Annotated in this window: 18 protein-coding genes; 10 read left to right on the forward strand and 8 right to left on the reverse strand. The window is 63.2% G+C overall.

The window, feature by feature from the left end; all coding sequences use genetic code 11:
• Positions 1-69 precede the first annotated feature (69 nt).
• The gene (locus tag MOE34_RS10275; RefSeq protein WP_431522427.1) at positions 70-1,281 is read right to left on the reverse strand and encodes an extensin family protein; all 1,212 of its coding nucleotides are present in this window, start codon (positions 1,279-1,281) and stop codon (positions 70-72) included.
• Between the two features lie 322 nt (positions 1,282-1,603).
• Entirely contained in the window at positions 1,604-3,421 is a 1,818-nt protein-coding gene (locus tag MOE34_RS10280) for a methyl-accepting chemotaxis protein (protein ID WP_242223408.1), read from the reverse strand.
• Positions 3,422-3,620: 199 nt separating this feature from the next.
• On the opposite strand from MOE34_RS10280, the gene MOE34_RS10285 reads away from it, so the two are divergent.
• Together MOE34_RS10285 and MOE34_RS10290 are read left to right on the forward strand one after the other, a co-directional pair.
• Positions 3,621-4,007 (forward strand): acyl-CoA thioesterase, encoded by a 387-nt coding sequence (locus MOE34_RS10285; RefSeq protein WP_242223410.1) that lies wholly within the window; start codon positions 3,621-3,623, stop codon positions 4,005-4,007.
• Between the two features lie 17 nt (positions 4,008-4,024).
• Entirely contained in the window at positions 4,025-4,615 is a 591-nt protein-coding gene (locus MOE34_RS10290) for a hypothetical protein (RefSeq protein WP_242223412.1), read from the forward strand.
• 5 nt (positions 4,616-4,620) lie between these two features.
• Here the strand turns inward: MOE34_RS10290 and MOE34_RS10295 are convergent, their stop codons facing one another.
• Positions 4,621-4,974: a DMT family protein gene (locus tag MOE34_RS10295; RefSeq protein WP_160784474.1), complete on the reverse strand. Its 354-nt coding sequence runs from the start codon at positions 4,972-4,974 to the stop codon at positions 4,621-4,623.
• 179 nt (positions 4,975-5,153) lie between these two features.
• Here MOE34_RS10295 and MOE34_RS10300 point away from each other — a divergent pair, with 179 nt between their 5' ends.
• From MOE34_RS10300 to MOE34_RS10320, 5 genes are all read left to right on the forward strand, one after another.
• Entirely contained in the window at positions 5,154-7,151 is a 1,998-nt protein-coding gene (locus MOE34_RS10300; RefSeq protein WP_242223415.1) for a putative bifunctional diguanylate cyclase/phosphodiesterase, read from the forward strand.
• 84 nt (positions 7,152-7,235) lie between these two features.
• Positions 7,236-10,277 (forward strand): excinuclease ABC subunit UvrB, encoded by a 3,042-nt coding sequence (uvrB, locus tag MOE34_RS10305; RefSeq protein WP_242223417.1) that lies wholly within the window; start codon positions 7,236-7,238, stop codon positions 10,275-10,277.
• Positions 10,278-10,412: 135 nt separating this feature from the next.
• Positions 10,413-11,201 (forward strand): helix-turn-helix domain-containing protein, encoded by a 789-nt coding sequence (locus MOE34_RS10310; protein WP_242223419.1) that lies wholly within the window; start codon positions 10,413-10,415, stop codon positions 11,199-11,201.
• Positions 11,176-12,711: a GNAT family N-acetyltransferase gene (locus MOE34_RS10315; protein WP_242223421.1), complete on the forward strand. Its 1,536-nt coding sequence runs from the start codon at positions 11,176-11,178 to the stop codon at positions 12,709-12,711. The genes MOE34_RS10310 and MOE34_RS10315 overlap by 26 nt, the downstream gene beginning before the upstream one ends.
• Positions 12,712-13,353: 642 nt before the next feature.
• Positions 13,354-13,776, forward strand: coding sequence for a hypothetical protein (locus tag MOE34_RS10320; RefSeq protein ID WP_242223422.1), 423 nt, complete (start codon positions 13,354-13,356; stop codon positions 13,774-13,776).
• A 21-nt stretch (positions 13,777-13,797) separates the two neighbouring features.
• Here MOE34_RS10320 and MOE34_RS10325 read toward each other — a convergent pair whose 3' ends face one another.
• Positions 13,798-14,373 (reverse strand): J domain-containing protein, encoded by a 576-nt coding sequence (locus tag MOE34_RS10325; protein ID WP_119256393.1) that lies wholly within the window; start codon positions 14,371-14,373, stop codon positions 13,798-13,800.
• A 181-nt stretch (positions 14,374-14,554) separates the two neighbouring features.
• The gene (gene dusA / locus MOE34_RS10330; RefSeq protein WP_242223425.1) at positions 14,555-15,628 is read right to left on the reverse strand and encodes a tRNA dihydrouridine(20/20a) synthase DusA; all 1,074 of its coding nucleotides are present in this window, start codon (positions 15,626-15,628) and stop codon (positions 14,555-14,557) included.
• A gap of 103 nt (positions 15,629-15,731) precedes the next feature.
• Here dusA and MOE34_RS10335 point away from each other — a divergent pair, with 103 nt between their 5' ends.
• Positions 15,732-16,262, forward strand: a complete 531-nt coding sequence (locus MOE34_RS10335) for a gamma carbonic anhydrase family protein (RefSeq protein ID WP_242223427.1) — start codon at positions 15,732-15,734, stop codon at positions 16,260-16,262.
• On the opposite strand, the gene MOE34_RS10340 is transcribed toward MOE34_RS10335, so the two are convergent.
• Genes MOE34_RS10340 through MOE34_RS10350 form a run of 3 tightly spaced genes read right to left on the reverse strand, consistent with a single transcriptional unit; the run spans position 16,259 to position 18,388 of the window.
• On the reverse strand, positions 16,259-16,654 hold the full coding sequence (locus tag MOE34_RS10340) for a Fur family transcriptional regulator (protein WP_119256145.1): 396 nt from the start codon (positions 16,652-16,654) through the stop codon (positions 16,259-16,261). The genes MOE34_RS10335 and MOE34_RS10340 overlap by 4 nt on opposite strands.
• Positions 16,651-17,472 (reverse strand): metal ABC transporter permease, encoded by an 822-nt coding sequence (locus tag MOE34_RS10345; protein ID WP_242223429.1) that lies wholly within the window; start codon positions 17,470-17,472, stop codon positions 16,651-16,653. The genes MOE34_RS10340 and MOE34_RS10345 overlap by 4 nt, the downstream gene beginning before the upstream one ends.
• Positions 17,465-18,388, reverse strand: a complete 924-nt coding sequence (locus tag MOE34_RS10350; RefSeq protein WP_242223431.1) for an ATP-binding cassette domain-containing protein — start codon at positions 18,386-18,388, stop codon at positions 17,465-17,467. The genes MOE34_RS10345 and MOE34_RS10350 overlap by 8 nt, the downstream gene beginning before the upstream one ends.
• Before the next feature lie 98 nt (positions 18,389-18,486).
• On the opposite strand from MOE34_RS10350, the gene znuA reads away from it, so the two are divergent.
• Entirely contained in the window at positions 18,487-19,521 is a 1,035-nt protein-coding gene (znuA, locus tag MOE34_RS10355) for a zinc ABC transporter substrate-binding protein ZnuA (protein WP_242223433.1), read from the forward strand.
• A gap of 97 nt (positions 19,522-19,618) precedes the next feature.
• Positions 19,619-20,824, forward strand: a complete 1,206-nt coding sequence (zigA, locus tag MOE34_RS10360) for a zinc metallochaperone GTPase ZigA (RefSeq protein WP_242223435.1) — start codon at positions 19,619-19,621, stop codon at positions 20,822-20,824.
• The last annotated feature ends 4 nt before the right edge of the window (positions 20,825-20,828 follow it).

Genomic DNA, 20,828 nt, shown 5'->3' on the forward strand with positions numbered 1-20,828 from the left:
CCACACGCAGCTGCCGCCCTTTTCTCGACCGGCGCCCCGCCGGTCTTTTTTTGCCCATCCGTCAGGCGTTTACAGGCTGCAATGCCGGTAGCCGGACCTGCGCGCGCGCAGGTCGAAATGGAAGTGGTCCTTGTGGAAGCGGTCGCTGCCGGGACCGAGCACGGTGGAGAAGTATTTGCAGCTATCGCCGCGCACCGATTTCAAAAGCCCCTTCTCCCGGAAGGCGAAGAAGCCTTTCTTCTCGATGACGATGGTCTTGCCGGTCTTCAGCACGATCTTGCCGACGTCGATGGCGTTGCCCTTGGCATGCTCCGACATGGCCGCCCCTTTCTGCGAATTCATGGTGCGGCAGGAATAGGACGACATCTGGTGGATGGCGGAAACGCCGGAGAGATAACGCGTGCGGGTGGACGGCACGAGCTCCTGCTTCACCCAGCGCGCAAAGGCTTCCGTGATCTGGCAGTTGACCTGCGCGGCCGGCTTGATCTGGATGCCGCCGGAAAGGCCGGAAAGCTCCACCGGCCAGTCGATGCCGCAGGAACGGCCGCGGGAAATGCGCGGCACGTCGCGGAATTTCACGCCGAGCTTCACCAGCCGTTGCCGGCAGGCCCTTTCCGAGGCCGGCATGCCGCCCATCGTTTCCGGCACCTGCATCGGATTGTTGAGCCGCGGCAGGAAGGCGACCTCATCTCCCTCCACCGCCTGCCGGCGACGGGTCGCCGCCTTGTCCGGCACGCGCAGATAGCCACCGCTCTCCGCCGCGCCAAGTTCCGCGCCACCCTCGGACATCGGGATCGGCTGGCCGACCTGCTGCGGCGTATCCGTGCCGATGCCGCCGACGACCACCTGGCTGGCACTGCCCTCGGCGATCTCGTTGGCCTGCGCCTCCGCAAGCCCCTCGACGCGCCCGACGCCCAGTCCCTCGTCCATGTTGACGCCGCCCTCGGGCACGGTGAGCACGCCGGAGGACGCCTGTACAGGCTCGGAAATGCCCATCGCCTCGTCGCTGTCGATCATCGGCAGGCGCTTCTGCTGGCGTGCGGGCGCCGCCATGGCGGCCCGTCCGGCGGGTTCGCTGGAGACATAGGCGGCATCGCCGCCGGTATCGCCCACCTCGCCGGCGGGCACACGGGAAATGACCTCGACTGGCTGGATGGCGCTGACGCCGCCGCCGTCGATATCGTCGGGCGGCATCAGGCCGCCGGAGCAGGCAGCCAGCATCGCCGGGGCGAGAAGCAGCCCGAGCGGCCTGCGGAGACGAGAAACAAACGCAATACCCATTGTCACTTCCGCCCGGCGGCCGGTTCCGCCCGATGCGGTTCCCGGTTGCACACGTTCATGTCCGGCAATGGTGCAGGCCGCTTTTGTCCGCATTCGGACGGAAGCGGCGCAAAATCCGCACCGCAGGCCGAAGCCCTGCATTTCCAGAGGATTTTGTCGCAACAGGGTAAAGGAATGGTTCCCGCCGGATGCGAAAACCCCGGCGCCTGGTAAGCGCCGGGGTGAGGATTGGCGCAATGCGCCCGGTCTCTGGAGCATTTCCGCTTGTCATCGGATCGTATCTCCGGACGCAAAACCGCTACGCGCTTTTGCTGGAAATACTCTAGGCGACGCGCCTCCGCTGGTCCGGCGCGGCTGCGTTCAGACGGAAATTCCCCAGCAGCGCGCGCAGGTGCTCGCTCTCCCGGGTCAGCGTCTGGCCGGCCGCATTGGTCTCTTCCACCATGGCGGCGTTCTGCTGGGTCATCTGGTCCATCTGGTTGACGGCCGTGTTGACCTCGGCAAGGCCCGTCGCCTGTTCGCGGGCGGAGGTGGCGATGGACGTCACCTGCTCGTTGACCCGGTTCACCAGGGTCTCGATCTCGGTCAGCGCATCGCCCGTCGAGCGCACCAGCGAGACACCCGTGCCGACTTCGGCGGCCGAATTGCCGATGAGGCCCTTGATCTCCTTGGCCGCATTGGCCGAACGCTGGGCAAGCTCGCGCACCTCCTGTGCGACCACCGCAAAGCCCCTGCCCGCCTCGCCCGCCCGCGCCGCCTCGACGCCGGCATTGAGCGCCAGAAGATTGGTCTGGAAGGCGATCTCGTCGATGACGCCGATGATCTGGCTGATGCGGCTGGAAGCGTCCTCGATGCGGCTCATCGCGGCAACGGCGTCGCGCACGATGGTGCCGGAGCGGCTCGTCGATTGCGTCGTCTCGGTCACCATGCGGCTTGCCTCGGCGGCGCGGTCGGAGGCATTGCGCACCGTCGCGGTGATCTCGTCGAGCGCCGCCGCGGTCTCCTCGAGGGAAGCGGCCTGCTGCTCGGTGCGGTGCGACAGGTTGTTGGCCGCCTCCGCGATGCCCGAGGCGCTGCCGTGCACGATGTCGGTGGAGCGGGCAATGGCGTCGATGACGCTGGAAAGCGCATCCACCGCACGGTTGAAGTCTTCGCGGAGCTTCGCATATTCCGGCGCGATGGCGTCGATGGAGACCGTGAGGTCGCCGTTCGCAAGGCGCTCAAGCGCCTCACCGACCGTGTGCATGGCGTCCGCCTGGGTCTGGCTGACGGAGCGCTGGCGGCGTTCGCCCTCGCTGCGTTCGGCATCAAGCCGCGCCTGCTGCTCGCCCTCGCGGATGCGCAGTTCCGCGCGCTCGGCGACGGAATCGCGCAGGATAGAGACCACCTTCGCCATCTCGCCGATCTCGTCCTTGCGGTCGGTCTCCGGCACCTCGCTGGAAACGTCCTCCTCGGCGATGGCCTGCATGGAGGCGTTGAGCCTGAGGATCGGCCGGGTCACGCTCTTCACGATGGCGTAGGCGGCCAGGATGATGGCAAGGCCGCCGCCGGCGAGGATGATCGCCATGCCGATGGCGTTGCGGCGGAACATGGCCGCGAGATCGTCCGCGTAGACGCCGGTGCCGACGATCCAGCCCCAGGGCGCGAAGCCGGCGACATGCGAATATTTCAGCACCGGCTCCTCGAAGCCCGGCTTCGGCCAGTAGTAGTCGACAAAATCCTGCCCGGTGGGGCTGGCCTTCACGGCCTTCACGAACTCGGTGAAGATATGCTTGCCCGTCGGGTCCGCCATGCCGGACTGGTCCGTGCCGTCGAGCGCCGGCTTGATCGGATGCATGACGATCACGGCGTTCATGTCGTTGATCCAGAAATAGCCGCTGTCCTCGTAACGCAACGCCCGCACGGCATCCTTCGCCCGCGCCTGCGCTTCCTCGCGCGTCAGCGTGCCGGCGGCCTCAAGCCCCTGGTAATACTTGAAGAGCGTCAGCATGTTCTCGTCCATGGCCGCGAGCTTGGACTTGCGCTCGGCGACCATCGCATCCTGATAGTGGTAAAGGCTGTAGACGAGCGCTGCGGCGAAGATGGTCAAGGCGAGGCCGACAAGCAGCGACAGGCGCGTGGATATTCTGAAATTCTTCAACGGATTCTCCCCGACTTTCCAGAGCATGGCGCCCTTATCCGTTCGAAAATCCCGAAAACCTTTTAAGAACATCTAAAATTGCAATCATCAATTTTTAAAGGCGGAAGCGCCCGGAAAAGCCTTCCGTTACGGCACCCTGCCCCCTCTTTCTCCCGCGCGCGCATTCGGCTAGACCGGAGGAAAGAGGAGAGGATACCGCATGACCGACAGCAAGATGCCAAACGGCCAGCTCACCCTTCGCACGCTCGCCATGCCGGGCGACGCCAACGCGGCGGGCGATATTTTCGGCGGCTGGGTCATGGCGCAGATGGACCTTGCCTCGGGCATCCGCGCCGCCGAGCGCGCGCAGGGCCGCGTCGTCACCGCCGCGGTCAAGGAAATGGCCTTCCAGCTTCCGGTCAAGATCGGCGACACGCTCAGCATCTACACGGACATCGCCCGCGTCGGCCGCACGTCGATCACGCTTTCCGTCGAGGCCTGGGCGCAGCGCTACCTCACCACGACGCTGGAAAAGGTGACCGCGGCCACATTCGTCATGGTCGCGCTCGACAAGGCCGGCCACCCGACACCCGTTCCGGTCGAATAGACGCCGAGAAGCTCACGATGGAACATACCACCCCGGATCCGGCCATCTTCGGCCATGTGCGCGTCGTCATCGGCATGGTGGTAAGCCTCAGCGTCGCGCGCCTTCTGACGGGCGTGGCCGTCTTCATCCAGCATCCGGGCAAGGTGAAGGCCTATCCTGTCCATCTCGCATGGGCCGGCTTCCTTCTCCTCTTCCTGCTGCATTTCTGGTGGTGGGAATTCCGCCTGCAGGCGCTGACGACGATCGGCTTCGGCGTCTATCTCTTCCTCATCAGCTACTGCTGCCTGTTCTTCATGCTCGCCGTGCTGCTCTTTCCGACAACGCTCGACGACTATGCCGGTTATGAGGACTATTTCTACTCGCGGCGAAAATGGTTCTTCGGCGCTTTTGCGCTCGTCTTCACCGTCGATCTTCTCGATACGGCCCTCAAGGGAAAAGCCTATTTCGGCTCCTTCGGCTACGAATATCCGATCCGCAACGTCGTCTTCATCGCGCTCTGCCTCGTTGCGGCAGGGACGGCGAGCCGCCGCTTCCACACCGCCTTCGTCGGCTTCGGCATTCTCTACCAGCTAAGCTGGATCTTCCGCGCCTTCGACATGCTGGATTAGACGCGTCACCCCTTGAAAACGAAAGCCGCGCCGGCCGCGATCAGCATGAAGCCGATGGCGTGGTTCCAGGTCAGGCTCTCCTTCAGCCAGAAGACGGAGAAGCCGGCGAAGACCAGCAGCGTGATGACCTCCTGGATCGTCTTGAGCTGCGCGGCCGAGTAGACCTCGTGGCCGATGCGGTTTGCCGGCACCGCCAGGCAATATTCGAAGAATGCGATGCCCCAGCTCGCCAGAATGGCGATGAAGAGCGGCGCGGACTTGAACTTGAGGTGCCCGTACCAGGCGAAGGTCATGAAGACATTGGACAGGCAGAGCAACACGATCGGCCAGACGGCCGCGGGATTGAGGCTGAAGGGCATCGGCGAATCCTGACTGGAGAAAGGTGCCACCGGCATAGCCGGACCGCCGCCGCCGTCAAGCCCATGCCTCACTGATTCTCGCGATCCCCCGTTAAGACAATCTTATGCCGGCCCACCCACCATCCACGCCAAGCCGCGACACGACCGCAAGGCGGCGCCTCTTCAGGCCGGGAACAAGAATGAGCAATGCGAGCCGGCTGATGCCGGCGGATGAACCGACAAGACGCCAGATTCTGTCCGCGCAGGCGCTCTCCCTGCTCGACGGCGTCGTGCTGTCGCTCGCCGCCAACAGCTTTCTCGCCACGACGACCGCCGCCGTCCTCTGGCTGGACGGGCCGAATGTCCAGGTCCTGCTGTGGCTCGCCGCCGTGCTGGCGATCAATCTCGCGCGCTATATCGGCGTGCGCATCGTCCGCCGGCTGAACTGCGCGGTGGAGCGGCCGAGGCGCGCGCTCGGCGTGCTCTCGCTCGGGGCCATCGGCGGCGGCCTCGCCTGGAGCCTGCCGCCCTTCATCGGCGCCGCGCACGGAGCGGAGGGACTCAATCCCTATCTCATCTTCATCATCGGCGGCATCTGCGCCGGCGCGCTGATGCAGAGCACGGCCTATGCCCGTACCGCCCTGCTCTTCTCCGGCCCGCCGCTCGCCGCCGCCTTCCTTTCGCTGCTGATCGCCGGCACCACGGAAGCCTTCGTCATCGCCGCCGACGCGCTGCTGCTCGCGGTCATGATGCTGCGCGCCAGCCAGCTCAGCGAGGCCGGCTTCATCCGCAGCCAGATCGACCGGCTGAAGGCCGTGGCGCTCGCCGCCTCGCTCTCCGACGCCAATGCGGAGATCCGCCAGTCCTACCACCAGCTCGCCTCATTAGCGAACCGCGATCCGCTGACCGGCCTCGGCAACCGCGCGCTCTTCAACCAGCGCCTGCGCGGCCTGCTTTCGAGCGACGTTCCGCCCGACCGGCTCGCCCTCCTCGCCATAGACCTCGACCGTTTCAAGGCGATCAACGACACGATGGGCCACGGCGCGGGCGACGCCGTGCTGGTTGAGATCGCCAGCCGCCTCGCCAGTCTCACCGGCCCGACCGACACCGTCGTACGCCTCGGCGGCGACGAATTCGCCGTCATCGTCGATGGCAAGGCGGCCGCAGCGCGCGGGCGCGAGATCGGCGAAGGCATCGTGCGGTTGGCCGGCGATCCCATCCTCATCGGCGGCCGACCCGTCACCGTCGGGGCCAGTGCCGGCCTCGCCCTCCACCCGCAGCACGGCGAGACGGCCGACGCCCTCTTCGCCAGCGCCGACATCGCGCTCTACGCCGCCAAGGAAGGCGGACGCCGACGCCTCGGCCTGTTCAACCCGGAACTGAAGGCCCGCATCGAGCGCCAGCGCCTCATCGAGGCGACGCTGGCGGAGGCCGTCGAGAACCGGCAGCTACAGGTGGTTTTCCAGCCGCAGGTGGCGCTTGCCGACGGCGCCGTCATCGGCTTCGAGGCTCTGCTGCGCTGGTCGCATCCCGAACTCGGCCCCGTCGCCCCGCCGGATATCGTGCGGGCCGCCCATGCGCTGCATATCTCCACGGCGCTGACCGGCTATGTCGCGACCCGGGCCGCCGAGCTTCTGCGCACCCTGCCCCGCCTCGGCCTGCCGGAAGCGGCCGTCGCGGTGAACGTCTCCCCGCGTGAATTCTCCGGCGACACCCTGTCCCACCTGCTGATCGACATCGCCCGCGCGCACGAGGTCTCCCCGGCCCTGATGGAGATCGAGATCACCGAGGAGGCGACGCTCGACACCCAGGCCGCCGGCGCGGAGCTTGCCCGCCTGGAAGCCGCCGGCTTCCGCCTCGCCGTAGACGATTTCGGCATGGGCCACTCTTCCCTCGCCTATCTCGTCAGCCTGCATATCGACCGCCTCAAGATCGACCGCAGCTTCGTCACCGGCATCGCCGGGAGCCGCGAGAATCAGGCGCTCATCGCCGCCCTCATCGGCATCGGCCACGCGCTCTCCATCGATATCGTCGTGGAAGGCGTGGAGAACGAGGAGGAGGCCGAGGTCTTGCGCATGCTCGGCTGTCGCCACGCCCAGGGCTACCATTTCGCCCGCCCCATGGCGGCAGCCGAGATTCCGCGCTGGCTCGACCAGCACGCCGCGCGCTTCCGGCAGATCGCGACAGGCAGCGCGTAGCGCATCCATCCGCCGCACAAAGCCGTTTCCCTTTTGTACTCATCCCCTCTTTTCTTTCGGGATGACTCTCGCCATATTCCCCGCATGGCCAGATCTCCGAAAAAACCCTCCGCCCCGAACCCCGGTTTCGAGGAAGCCCCGCAGTCCGACTTCGAGGGCGCACCGCTTTCCGGCAGCGTATCCGACTGGGTGAAGCAGCTCGAGGCCGAGGCGGAAGCCGCCGGCATGGAAAGCCGCCGCGAGGTCGCCTCCAAGGCCGGCAAGCACCGCAAGACGGTGGAGAACGCCGCGCGCCGACATACCGAGCAGGTGACCGCCACCAAGACCTCCCGGGGCGTCTCCATCGGCGCGTCGTCCGATCCGAAGACCCGCGCCGCCGCCGGCCTCAATCCCGTTTCCGGCCTCGATGTCTCGCTGGAGGACGCCGCCACCCTCAGCGCCGGCACGGCCGTCACCGCCACGGTGGAGGCGCTTTCGGCCCTCATCGAGAGCGGCAATCCGCTGTTCAAGGACGGCAAGCTCTGGACGCCGCACCGCCCCGCCCGCCCGGAAAAATCCGAGGGCGGCATCCCCATCCGCATGGTCAGCGAATACAAGCCCGCGGGCGACCAGCCCACCGCCATCGGCGATCTCGTCGGCGGCCTCTCCTCCGGCGAGCGCAGCCAGGTGCTGCTCGGCGTCACCGGCTCGGGCAAGACCTTCACCATGGCCAAGGTGATCGAAGAGACCCAGCGCCCCGCCGTCATCCTCGCGCCGAACAAGACGCTGGCCGCGCAGCTCTACAGCGAGTTCAAGAACTTCTTCCCCGACAACGCGGTCGAATATTTCGTCTCCTACTACGATTATTACCAGCCCGAAGCCTATGTGCCGCGCTCCGATACGTTCATCGAGAAGGAAAGCTCGATCAACGAACAGATCGACCGCATGCGCCACTCCGCGACGCGCTCGCTGCTGGAGCGCGACGACTGCATCATCGTCGCCTCGGTCTCCTGCATCTACGGTATCGGCTCGGTCGAGACCTACACCGCCATGACCTTCCAGATGGAGGTCGGCGAACGGCTCGACCAGCGCCAGCTCCTCGCCGACCTCGTCGCCCAGCAGTACAAGCGCCGCGAGATGGATTTCCAGCGCGGCAGTTTTCGCGTGCGCGGCGATACCATCGAAATCTTCCCCGCCCACCTTGAGGATGCCGCCTGGCGCATCTCCATGTTCGGCGACGAGATCGACGCCATCACCGAGTTCGACCCGCTGACCGGCCAGAAGACCGGCGACCTGAAATCGGTAAAAATCTACGCCAACAGCCACTACGTCACCCCGCGCCCCACCCTCAACGGCGCCATCAAAGCCATCCGCGAGGAGCTGAAGCACCGCCTCGTGGAGCTGGAAAAGGCCGGGCGCCTGCTGGAGGCCCAGCGCCTGGAGCAGCGCACGCGCTACGACCTGGAAATGCTGGAGGCCACCGGCTCCTGCGCCGGCATCGAGAACTATTCGCGTTACCTCACCGGCCGCCGCCCCGGCGAGCCGCCGCCGACCCTTTTCGAGTACATCCCCGACAACGCCCTGATCTTCATCGACGAAAGCCACGTCACGATCCCGCAAATCGGCGCCATGTACCGGGGCGACTTCCGCAGAAAGGCGACGCTGGCCGAATACGGCTTCCGCCTGCCCTCCTGCATGGACAACCGCCCGCTGCGCTTCGAGGAATGGGACGCCATGCGCCCGGACACCATCGCCGTCTCGGCGACACCGGGCGGCTGGGAGCTGGAGCAGTCCGGCGGCGTCTTCGCCGAGCAGGTCATCCGCCCGACCGGCCTCATCGACCCGCCGGTCGAGGTGCGACCGGCCAAGAGCCAGGTGGACGACGTTCTCGGCGAGATCCGCGAGACCGCCGCCGCCGGCTACCGCACCCTCGTCACCGTGCTCACCAAGCGCATGGCCGAAGACCTCACCGAATACCTGCACGAGCAGGGCGTTCGCGTGCGCTACATGCACAGCGACATCGATACGCTGGAGCGCATCGAGATCATCCGCGATCTTCGTCTGGGCGCCTTCGACGTGCTCGTCGGCATCAACCTGCTGCGCGAAGGCCTCGACATTCCCGAATGCGGCTTCGTCGCCATCCTCGACGCCGACAAGGAGGGCTTCCTGCGCTCCGAGACCTCGCTGGTCCAGACCATCGGCCGCGCGGCGCGAAACGTCGACGGCAAGGTCATCCTCTATGCCGACCAGATCACCGGCTCCATGCAGCGCGCCATGGACGAGACGACCCGCCGCCGCGAGAAGCAGGTCGCCTACAACCAGGCGAACGGCATCACCCCGGAATCCGTGAAGGCGAAAATCTCCGACATCCTCGACAGCGTCTACGAGCGCGACCACGTCCGCGCCGACATTTCCGGCGTCTCCGGCAAGGGTTTCGCGGATGCCGGCCACCTCGTCGGCAACAACCTCAAGGCCCATCTCGAAGCGCTCGAAAAACAGATGCGCGACGCCGCCGCCGACCTCGACTTCGAAGCCGCCGCCCGCATCCGCGACGAGATCAAGCGCCTCAAGGCCGCCGAACTCGCCGTCATGGACGACCCGATGGCGCGGGACGAAGCGCGGTCGCAGGAAGGTGGAGGAAAGGGCAAAAGCGCGGCGAAGCCGCAAGGCCAGGCGGCCGCCGCCGGTCGCCCGGCGCCCCGTGCGGAGGTCGGCCCGAAGGGCGGTACGGCCGTGAGCACAGAAGAGAATGGCAAAAGCTATTTTGCCAAACCCTCGCTCGACGACATGGGCCCGGGCACCGACACCGAACGCCCGCTCTTCCGCAAACCCGCCCTCGACGAGATGGGCCGCGACGTCGCGACCCCTGCCGGAAAATCCCTCTTCCGCAGGAACACCCTCGACGAAATGACCGTCGGCCGCACCGAAAAACCCGTCACTGGCGACCTCCCCCAACGCCCGGACGAAACCCTCTCCACCAAGAAACGCACCGCCCCGGCAGCCGAAGGCCAGCCGGAGCGGGTGAGCGGTGCAGATGACGCGAAGCCGGTTCGACGGGGGAAGATTGGCGCCGGGAGCTATGAGGACCCGGCGGAGGCGAAGCGCAAGGGGCGGACTAAGGGGAAGACGGGACGGCCGGGACGGTAATTCAATAGCAAGAACGTAGGCAAAATCAGCATTCAAATTTTGACTGTAGTTCTCCCAGGGGGGGCTATTACATTGACGAGACATTCCCTTAACGGAATAGTTCGCGAAAATTGATTCTTTAAGGAAATCGACTCAATGAAACTCGGCAACGATGAAGTTGTTGACGCAGTACGCGTCGGAAACAGCGATGCCGGACGCGTCGTCGGACAATCATTAAGGGCACTACGCCAAGCAATTGGCTTATCGCAACTTGAGATTGCGAATCAGCTTGGGGTTCAACGAGCCACGATCTCAAACATCGAAAATCACGGTGACGTTCAGATATCGCACCTAGAACAATACGTTAGAGCGCTTGGTGCAAGCTTAAGGATAGACGCAACGTTTTCCAAGGAATCGGGATACAGCGAAAAAAACAATCAAAAATCAGAATCCTTCGACGAGGAAAACGACCAATATAGATTCTCGCTTCTTGATAATACACAACACGACAAGAAGGAAATAATTCTCAGCATAAAACCATTTTACTCCGAAAAAATACTTGACGGAAGAAAAACAATTGAACTAAGGCGGAGATTCCCCACGGAAAAGACAGCCGGATCAAAAATATACATATACTCTACATCCCCAGTGATGGCGCTCGTTGGGACAGCAGAGCTATGCAGTGTTGAACGGCTACCCCTATCCAGCCTTTGGAAGAAGCATGGGTCAAACGCATACATTAACAAAAGCGATTTTGATCACTATTTTGATGGTGTAAGTGAGGGATTCGCTCTCCGAATACTGAATCCGCGTGAATTTGTTAAACCCTTGACTTTATCTGAATTAAAGGAGCGATTTGGATTTCAAGCTCCGCAGTCTTTCCTTTATGCGAAGCCAGACCTTCAAAAGGCGCTCCGGCATGAGCACATCAACATACCTGATTGATACAAATGTAATCATCCATCTGGAAGATAATAGAACGGTTGAACCGGCCTTCTCTGCCTTCATCAACCTGGCATCGAAGCATAAATTTGATATTTTTGTGCACGAATCCGCTTGCGATGACATAAGAAGAGATAAAAACGTCGAGAGACGCGCAATATCTCTCAGCAAAATACAAAAATTTCAAAGCATTTCTAAAGTTCGCGGATTAACGGTATCTGACCTAAAAGATCAATTCGGGCCGTTAAATAAACACAACGATATTGTTGACGCAACATTATTGCACTCACTTCAAATTGGTGCGGTAGATTTTCTTGTTACTCAAGACAGAGGCCTCCACGAGCGTGCTAGACGCTATTCGGCTGAACTTGGCCGTCGGGTACTATATGTCGCCGATGCAGTTCAACTGGTTAAGACAACTTTCGAGCCTATTGAAGCTCCTGTACGTTTTATAGAGGAGGTCTACGCCCATTCCATACCTTTAAATGATACAATTTTTGATAGTCTTCGGGAAGACTATCCTGGATTCAATGATTGGTGGACAAACAAATGCATAAAGCAGAGGCGCCTTTGCTGGATTGTAGAAGACGATGGCATCGCAGGCCTACTGGTTAGAAAAGATGAGAAGGCTGCTGACACAGATGCAAAAACAAAAGCTGAGAAAATACTTAAAATATGCACGCTAAAAGTTCGCCCAGAAAAGAGAGGATTAAAGCTTGGGGAACTTCTACTAAAGAAGTCATTCTGGTTCGCTCAGAAAAATAGATATGACTTGATATACATTACAACATACGATGGACAAACATCACTAATTGATCTTTTGGAATATTTTGGTTTTCGACACACCGAAACAAAAGAAGACGGAGAGAGGATATATGAGAAAACGATATCTGGAGAGGCACTACAGCCTAAAAAAAATGAAAACCTATTTGAAGTTCATCGATTAAATTACCCAAGATTTTCTATTGCAAATGATGTCGAAGCATTCGGAATTCCAATTAAAGAGAATTATCACGACATACTTTATCCTGACCTGAAGCAGCAGATTCAGTTTGATCTATTTTCCTCTCTAGGAATTGATGGTGGGCCTAGACGCCCAGGCAATACGATTAGGAAAGTTTATCTTTGTCGGGCCCCCTCGAATTTAGGGCCTCCCGGGTCTATATTGTTATTCTATAAGGGAAAATCACAATATCCTCCATCCCAATCCATTTCTGCTTTAGGAATATTGGAAGACGTGACGTTGGCTCACTCCACTAGAGAGCTTTTGCAGTTAGCGGGCGGTCGTTCTGTCTATAGCGAAAGAGATTTGGAAAAATGGCAGGCATCTTTTGAAGCGCCGGTTAAAGTGATTAACTATCTTCTTGCCGCGTATATTGATCCACCCGTCGGACTGAAGCAGCTAAAAAGCCTCGAAATAATCAGCGGGCAACCACCTCAGTCAATTTTCCAAATCCCACGTAACCGGCTTCATGCCTTCCTCTCTGGCATCGATCTTGGATTTTCGATCTAAGCATCACTTATTTTGTTCTGATTTTCCCCGCCCCCAAAAACCCATGCGATACTTCCCTCATCCCGCCGCGGATACACCGCAAGGCGTTGCGGCGAGGCGGGGTCGGTGCTTTGGGTGGAGGAAGGACGTAGGCCTTCGCCCAGGGGCCTGCGGAAAATGGTCTCCCTCCGGCGACACGGGGGAAACGGCGGGGCGTCGGACCGGCCCCGTGGTTTCATCCCCGAACGGCGCGCCGGGCGTGCCTGTGCGGCACACAAGGGGGCTGGGACTGGCGGACGGCGTCGGCATCGTCCGCCGGGGTGATGTTTTTCCGGGAAAGGTGAAAACCTTTCCGCCCGGAGCGGGAGCGAACGAGCGCCCGGTCCGGTGCGCCAAAACCGGAAGGAGCCCGCCCCGGAAACCGACGGCCAACCGCCGCCGGACCCGGCCTTTGCAGAGAGACCCAAGTCGCGGGCAAAAACCACCGAACGGGGCGCTGAAAGGTGCCATTTCTACTTCTGACCCGGCAGCTTTCAGCGCCCCGTCCGAAGTTTCATGCGCAAACCCCGGCGATGTTTTTCGCGCGGGAACGCTGGCGCATGTCCGCCACCGGCGCGGCCGGCGCGATGCGCCTCCCTCACCTCTCTACCACAAGGAGTTGCCATGTTCGACCGATCCAGACTGCCCCCGCTCGACGCCGCGCTGCTCGCCCGCACCGCCGAGATGCTCGCTATGCCGGAGCGCGTCTGCCGCCACCGCTCCTGCCGGCGGCAGAAACGCTGCGCCTGGTTTTTCCGCAAGACGCAGCAGCCCTGCTGCCTCGCCAATCTCGACGCCGGCCAGCGCGCGCTTTTCGACCAGCTTGCCGAGCAGGTTCGCGATGTGCGCGATTATGGTCGGCGGGACAGCAAGCTGTTCTTCGCCTCCTCCTGGCGCGACGAGCGGGCGCTTCAGGACGCCGCCGTGGAGATCACCCGCCCGCTCCTGCGGGGCGAGAGGCTGCGCGAGTTCCGCCGCTTCGCCGGGATACGCGAAAAGCGACCGCCGGCGGACCGGGACGGGTTTTCGCCGCCGCTGAAATGGTAATGTCCGGGGTGGTGGGGCGGCCTATTCCGCCGCCTCGCCCTTCATGGGCTCCAGCGCCGCGGCCAGTTCGTAGGAATAGCCTTCCAGCATGGTATAGGCCTGCTCGATGGCCTGGATCTGCCCTTCCGCATTGCGGATCGCCTCGGTGATCGACTGCGAGCGGGCGCGCAGCATGGAGCCCAGAAAGTCCGTGCCGGCCTTGCGGCCGAGGCGGTCGATATGCTGGCGCACGCGGTTGCGGTGACGTTCCAGTTCGAGGATGTGGAAGCGGCTCTTGACGATGTCGTCGGAGAGTTTGCGGCGCATCGCCGCCAGCGGATCGAAGCTGCCCGGCTCGCGCTCGTCGAGGATGACGTCGTTGACCAGCGGTTCGAGCAGCATCAGGCCCTTGAGGTCGCGCGGATCGGCAAGCTGCGGGTCGAAGCCGGTGTCGTCGAAGACCTTGCGGCGCACGGGGTCGCGCAGGAGGTCGTAGCAGGCCTGCAGGCGGGCGAACTGGTCGGCATCGCCGCCCGAATCGGGATGCATGCCCTTGGCGGCCTTGCGATAGGCGGTCTTGACCGCGCCGTCATCGGCATCGCGCTCAAGTCCGAGCATGGCGTAGGGATCGATCACGCGGCCACCTGTCTGTTTCTGCCTGTCTTTCGCAAGTCCGGACGCAAAACCGCTGCGCACTTTTGCCGGACCTGCTTCTGCATTGCGTCGTTCGTTATCTACGCCGTTTTCCGACCCGGAGGGGACGAAATTGTGGTGACGCCGCGACGATGCACAGAAAGCGCTACTCCGCCGCCTCGACCTCGCCCCGCGCCGCCAGCACCGCCGCGAAAGCCGCCGCGATCACCTCCGGCCCCGCGCCCGGCTTCGTGGCGTCGGCCGAAAGGATCTGCCGGTAGCGCCGTGCGCCCGGAAACCCCTGGAACAGCCCGACCATATGCCGCGTCACATGCGCCACCCGGCCGCCGCGTGCGATCACCTCGCCCGCATAGGCCATCATGCCGTCCCGCACCGCCTCCCAATAGGCGACCGGAAGCGCCTGCGGGCCGGAAGACATGCCGGAGGGCCGGCCACCCAGAAGCGGATGCGGAAAAAATTCATCCACGCCCGTCAGAACGCAGCTATCCTGATAGGCAGCCCTTCCGAGCATGACACCATCGAGGCCATCCATCTCTTCAACAGCCTGACTCAAACTATGAAGCCCGCCATTGAGACCTATGAAAAGATTCGGGTTTTCCGCCTTCAGCCGCCGAACCAGATCATAGTCGAGCGGCGGGATATCGCGATTCTCCTTCGGCGAAAGCCCCTGCAGCCAGGCCTTGCGCGCATGGACCCAGACGGCATCCGTGCCAGCCGCCTTCACCCGCGAAACGAGATCGCGTAGCGCCACTTCCGGATCCTGGTCATCGACGCCGATGCGGCACTTCACGGTCACGGGAATGGCAACGACCGCCTTCATCGCAGCCACGCAATCGGCCACCAGATCGGGCTCGCGCATCAGGCAGGCGCCGAAGGTGCCGGATTGCACCCGGTCCGAGGGGCAGCCGACATTGAGGTTGATCTCGGCATAGCCGAACCCCTCGCCGATCCGCGCCGCTTCCGCCAGCTTTTCCGGGCTGTTGCCGCCGAGCTGCAGCGCCACCGGCTGTTCCACCGCGTCGAAGCCGAGCAGCCGGTCGCGGTTGCCGCGCAGGATCGCGTCCGCGACGATCATCTCGGTGAAGAGCAGCGCGTGCTTGGTGAGCTGCCGCGCGAAGACGCGGTACGCCCGATCACTCCAGTCGATCATCGGCGCGGTGGCGAAGATCTTCGTCCCCGTCTTCACGGCCTGCTGGTAGAATGTGCCTGTCTTCGTCATGGCGCGGCTCATACTCCATATGGCCGGGAAAAACCACCCTCGGCCTTTCCCCGCCCGGCGGGATGGGTGCTAGACTGCCACCGAGGATTCGAAGGAGGAACCCATGCCGCTCTACGCCCTTGACGACCGGACGCCCACGCTTCCCGCGGACGACCGCTACTGGGTGGCGCCGGATGCCAATGTCATCGGCAAGGTCATCCTCGGCGAAGATGTCGGCATCTGGTTCGGCGCGACGCTGCGCGGCGACAACGAGCCGATCATCGTCGGCGCGCGCTCGAACATCCAGGAAGGCGTCGTCGTGCATACCGACCCCGGCAAGCCGGTCATCATCGGCGAAGGCTGCACCATCGGCCACAGCGCCATCATCCACGGCTGCACCATCGGCAACAATTCGCTCATCGGCATGGGCGCGACGGTGCTGAACGGCGCCGTCATCGGCAACAACTGCCTCGTCGGCGCCAATGCGCTGGTGACGGAAGGCAAGGTCTTTCCGGACAATTCCCTGATCGTCGGCTCGCCGGCCAAGGCCATCCGCACGCTGGATGCGGAGGCCGTGGAAGGCTTGAAGAAATCGGCCGAAAGCTATGTGCGCAACTGGCAGCGCTTCAAGAGGGGCCTCAAAGCGATCGTCTAGGCGCAGCCGGCGCAGGTGCCGCGGATCTCGATGGTCGTCTTGCCGGTCTTGAAGTTGCGGTCTTTCGCAAAGCCCTTCAGCCGGTCCTCGATCATGTGATCGTGGAATTCCACGACATCGCCGCAGGTCTCGCAGATCATGAAGGCCGTCAGGCCATGGGCATGGCAGCCCTCGTCCGGATGGGCGCAGGCGACGAAGGCGTTCATGCTTTCGAGGCGATGCACGAGGCCGAATTCCAGCAGCTTGTCGAGCGCCCGGTAGACCTGCAGCGGCGCGCGAAAACCGCTGTCGCGCAGCTTGTCGAGGATGGAATAGGCGCTGAGCGGGCCTTCGGAATGCGTCAGCACGTCGAAAACGAGGCCCTGGTTGCGCGTCAATTGCTGCATGGTCATGCACGACCTCCTTCGCTTGCCGCCACTGCGCCCATCCTCGGCTTCGTCAGCAGGCTTAGAATGAACAGGCCAAGCGCTGCGACCACGATGGAGGGACCGGAAGGCGTGTCGAATTTCAGGGAACCGAACAGCCCGCCGACAACCGCCAGCGCCCCGATGACGGAGGCGAGCAAGGCCATGATTTCCGGACTGGTGGAGAACCGCCGCGCCGTCGCGGCGGGAATGATCAGCAGCGAGGTGATCAGCAGGATACCGACGATCTTCATGGCGATGGCGATGACGAGCGCCATCAGCAGCATGAAGACGAGCCGCGTCTTCTCCGGCTGCATGCCCTCGGCCTCCGCCAGTTCCGGATTGACCGTCGAGGCGATCAGCGGACGCCACATCCAGATGATCGCGAAGGTGACGAGGATGCCGCCGCCCCAGACGAGGTCCACATCGGCGCGCGAGACCGCGAGGATATCGCCGAAAAGGAATCCGACGAGGTCGATACGCACCCATGTCATGAAGGAGACCATGACGAGGCCGATGGCGAGCGTCGCATGGGAGAGGATGCCGAGCAGCGCATCGGTGGAGAGCGTGCCGCGCTTCTGGAGCAGCAGCAACAACACGGAGACTGTCGCCGCGACGATGAAGACGCTGAGCAGCAGGTTGGAATCCATCAGCAGCGACAGCGCGACGCCGAGCAGCGCCGAATGGGCCATCGTATCGCCGAAATACGCCATGCGCCGCCAGACGACGAAGCAGCCGAGCGGCCCGGCGGTCAGTGCAAGGCCGATGCCGGCGACGAGGGCGCGGATGAAGAAATCGTCAAGCATCGCGCGGCTCCTTGCTGCCTGCCGCCTCGTGGTCGCAGCCACAGTTCGGCCCGTGCACATGGCCGAGGCGCATCCGCCCGGCCCGCCCGCCGGAAGGCAGGATATCGACGGCATGGTGGCCGTCGTCCGGCCGGCAATTGTCGGTGATCGAGCCGTCGGCATGCAGCACGCGGCCGTCGGGCAGATGCGTATGGTCGTGATTGTGGTTATAGAGCGCGAGCGTCTGGCCGGCCCGGGCACCGAAAAGGCGCAGATATTCCGGGCTTTGGCTGACGATATCGGGCGTGCCACGGCAGCAGACATGGCCGTTGAGGCAGATGACGGTGTCCGTCTCGGCCATCACGACATGCAGGTCATGCGAGATGAGCAGGATGCCGCAGCCGGTCGAATTGCGGATGGTCTTGATGAGATCGTAGAGCGCGATCTCGCCGGAAAAATCGACGCCCTGCACCGGCTCGTCGAGCACGAGAAGATCGGGCTTGCGGGCGATGGCGCGGGCAAGCAGCGCGCGCTGGAACTCGCCGCCCGAAAGATGCTGCACCTCGGCGCGCGCGAGATGGCGGATACCCGTCGCCTCAAGCGCGGCATCAATCTCAGCACCCTTCAGCGGGGAGGTCAATGTCATCAGCCGGTCGACTGTCAGCGGCATGGTCCAGTCGACGGCGAGCTTCTGCGGCACATAGCCGACCTTCAGCCCGGCCTTGCGCTCCACCCTGCCCTCATCCGCCTTCATGACGCCGATCGCCGTCTTGGCGGTAGTCGACTTGCCGGAGCCGTTTGGGCCGATCAGCGTGACGATCTCGCCGGGCGCGATGGAGAACTCCACGCCGCGCACGAGCCAGCGGCCCTGGCGGCGCACGCCGACGCCGGAAAGGGAGACGAGCGGCGGAGCGGTCCTGTTCGGGGTCTGCAGCATGATTTTTCCAAAAGCCTGTTGCCACTCGATATGGCACACGTTATAGCATAACGCAATTGATGTAATAACATTACATTTCCATTCAAGACGGAGATCCCATGCAAAAGGCCGTTCGCACCCTCCTTCTTTCCACTGCCCTTTTCGCCGCCGGCGCAGCCGCGGCGCGGGCCGAAGCACCCAGCGTGGTCGTCTCGATCAAGCCGATCCATTCGCTTGTTTCCGCGATCATGCAGGGCGTCGGGGAACCAGGCCTCATCGTGGAGGGTGCGGCCTCGCCGCACACCTATTCGCTCAAGCCCTCCAATGCCGCCGCCCTGCAGGATGCCGACGTCATCTTCTGGGTCGGCCACGGGCTGGAGGCCTTCCTGGAAAAGCCGCTGGAATCGCTCGGCGGCAAGGCGACCGTCGTCGAACTGGAGGACGCGCCGGGCCTTGAAAAGCTGCCCTTCCGCGAGGGCGGTCCCTTCGAGGCGCATACGCATGAGGGCGAGGAAGGCCACGATCACGCCCATGAAGGCCATTCCCACGACACCGATGGCCACGATCATGCCAAGGAGGCCGAAGGCCAAGAGCATGGCGAGGAAGCCGGACACGAGGGCCATGAGCACGGCGAATTCGACATGCACCTGTGGCTGAGCCCGGAAAATGCCCGCGCCATCGCCGCCGAGGCCGCCAAGGTACTTGCAGAAAAGGACCCCGCCAATGCCGAGACCTACAACAGGAACCTGGCCAGCCTGAACGATAAGCTCGCCGCGCTCGACAAGGAACTCGCCGAGACGGTCGCTCCGATCAAGGACAAGCCCTTCATCGTCTTCCACGACGCCTATCAATATTTCGAGCACCATTACGGCGTGCTCGCGGCCGGCTCGATCACCGTCAGCCCGGAAACCCTGCCCGGCGCGGAGCGCCTGACCCAGATCCGCGACAAGGTAAAGACCCTCGGCGCCACCTGCGTCTTCGCCGAACCGCAGTTCGAGCCGAAGCTGGTGAACGTGGTGATCGAGGGCACGCCGGCAAAGTCCGGCACGCTCGACCCCGAAGCGGCCACGCTCGATCCCGGCCCGGACCTCTACTTCACCCTGATGAAGAGCATCGCGACATCCCTGCGCGATTGCCTCGGCAAGCACGGCTGAGCACTCGGCCTCCCAACAAGCGCACAAGAAGGCGGGAATTTTCCCGCCTTTTTTAGCCAATCAAAATGTAATAATATAACATTAAAGGCAAATCCCGATGGACAACCGCCTCCCCGTCACCGTCCTCTCCGGCTTCCTGGGCGCCGGCAAGACGACGCTGCTGAACCACGTCCTCAACAACCGCAGCGGCCTGCGCGTCGCCGTCATCGTCAACGACATGAGCGAGGTGAACATCGACGCCGCCCTCATCCGCGACGGCGGCGCGGACCTGTCGCGCACGGATGAACAGCTCGTCGAGATGACGAACGGCTGCATCTGCTGCACGCTGCGCGACGACCTCCTGAACGAGGTGCGGCGCCTGGCGGAAATGGACCGCTTCGACTACCTGCTGATCGAATCCAGCGGCATTTCCGAGCCGATGCCCGTCGCCACCACGTTCGACTTCCGCGACGAAGATGGCCGCAGCCTGTCGGATGTCGCCCGTCTCGATACGATGGTGACGGTCGTCGACACCGCCAACCTCCTCAAGGACTATGGCTCGCAGGATTTCCTCGCCGATCGCGGCGAGACGGCCGGCGAAGGCGATACGCGCACGCTGGTGGAACTGCTGGTCGAGCAGATCGAATTCGCCGACGTGGTGGTGCTCAACAAGGCGGGCGCGGCAAACCCCGCCGATCTCCTCGCCGCCCGCCAGATCGTCGGCGGCCTCAATGCGAGCGCCCGCGTCATCGAGACGGATTTCGGCCGCGTCGAACTCGCCGATATCCTCGGCACCGGCCGCTTCGATTTCGAGCAGGCGAGCGAGCATCCGCTGTGGTTCAAGGAACTGCACGGCTTCCGGGACCATGTGCCGGAGACCGAGGAATACGGCATCCGCTCCTTCGTCTACCGGGCAAAACGCCCCTTCCACCCTGCCCGCTTCAAAACCTTCCTCGACGAGAGTTGGCCGGGCGTCATTCGCGCCAAGGGCTTCTTCTGGCTCGCCACCCGCCCGCACCATGTCGGGGAGATGAGCCAGGCGGGCGCGCTGGTCAGGAGCGGCCGGCTCGGCCTCTGGTGGGCCTCCGTGCCGCGCCAGCACTGGCCGGAGGATCGTGCGGCACAAGACGCCATCACCCGTCATTCCGATCCAATATGGGGCGACCGGCGGCAGGAACTCGTCTTCATCGGCGCGGACCCGATGGACGAAGCCGATATCCGTCGCCGGCTCGATGCCTGTCTCGTGGAGGCTGATGGTTTCGAGCCTGCCCGGTGGGCGAACCTGCCGGACCCCTTTCCTGTCTGGGTCCGGCAGGTGAGCTGAAAAT

Origin of the sequence: Shinella zoogloeoides (assembly GCF_022682305.1) — a bacterium.
GTDB lineage: Bacteria > Pseudomonadota > Alphaproteobacteria > Rhizobiales > Rhizobiaceae > Shinella > Shinella zoogloeoides_B.

What these genes read in the sequence shown, in the direction of transcription:
- uvrB (WP_242223417.1), top strand. Translation starts at nt 7,236, where the DNA reads ATGGCCAGATCTCCGAAAAAACCCTCCGCCCCGAACCCCGGTTTCGAG.
- MOE34_RS10285 (WP_242223410.1), top strand. Translation starts at nt 3,621, where the DNA reads ATGACCGACAGCAAGATGCCAAACGGCCAGCTCACCCTTCGCACGCTC.
- zigA (WP_242223435.1), top strand. Translation starts at nt 19,619, where the DNA reads ATGGACAACCGCCTCCCCGTCACCGTCCTCTCCGGCTTCCTGGGCGCC.
- MOE34_RS10300 (WP_242223415.1), top strand. Translation starts at nt 5,154, where the DNA reads ATGAGCAATGCGAGCCGGCTGATGCCGGCGGATGAACCGACAAGACGC.
- MOE34_RS10325 (WP_119256393.1), bottom strand. Translation starts at nt 14,373, where the DNA reads ATGCTCGGACTTGAGCGCGATGCCGATGACGGCGCGGTCAAGACCGCC.
- MOE34_RS10335 (WP_242223427.1), top strand. Translation starts at nt 15,732, where the DNA reads ATGCCGCTCTACGCCCTTGACGACCGGACGCCCACGCTTCCCGCGGAC.
- MOE34_RS10290 (WP_242223412.1), top strand. Translation starts at nt 4,025, where the DNA reads ATGGAACATACCACCCCGGATCCGGCCATCTTCGGCCATGTGCGCGTC.
- MOE34_RS10345 (WP_242223429.1), bottom strand. Translation starts at nt 17,472, where the DNA reads ATGCTTGACGATTTCTTCATCCGCGCCCTCGTCGCCGGCATCGGCCTT.
- MOE34_RS10320 (WP_242223422.1), top strand. Translation starts at nt 13,354, where the DNA reads ATGTTCGACCGATCCAGACTGCCCCCGCTCGACGCCGCGCTGCTCGCC.
- MOE34_RS10295 (WP_160784474.1), bottom strand. Translation starts at nt 4,974, where the DNA reads ATGCCCTTCAGCCTCAATCCCGCGGCCGTCTGGCCGATCGTGTTGCTC.
- MOE34_RS10350 (WP_242223431.1), bottom strand. Translation starts at nt 18,388, where the DNA reads ATGCTGCAGACCCCGAACAGGACCGCTCCGCCGCTCGTCTCCCTTTCC.
- MOE34_RS10315 (WP_242223421.1), top strand. Translation starts at nt 11,176, where the DNA reads ATGAGCACATCAACATACCTGATTGATACAAATGTAATCATCCATCTG.
- MOE34_RS10340 (WP_119256145.1), bottom strand. Translation starts at nt 16,654, where the DNA reads ATGACCATGCAGCAATTGACGCGCAACCAGGGCCTCGTTTTCGACGTG.
- dusA (WP_242223425.1), bottom strand. Translation starts at nt 15,628, where the DNA reads ATGACGAAGACAGGCACATTCTACCAGCAGGCCGTGAAGACGGGGACG.
- MOE34_RS10275 (WP_431522427.1), bottom strand. Translation starts at nt 1,281, where the DNA reads ATGGGTATTGCGTTTGTTTCTCGTCTCCGCAGGCCGCTCGGGCTGCTT.
- znuA (WP_242223433.1), top strand. Translation starts at nt 18,487, where the DNA reads ATGCAAAAGGCCGTTCGCACCCTCCTTCTTTCCACTGCCCTTTTCGCC.
- MOE34_RS10310 (WP_242223419.1), top strand. Translation starts at nt 10,413, where the DNA reads ATGAAACTCGGCAACGATGAAGTTGTTGACGCAGTACGCGTCGGAAAC.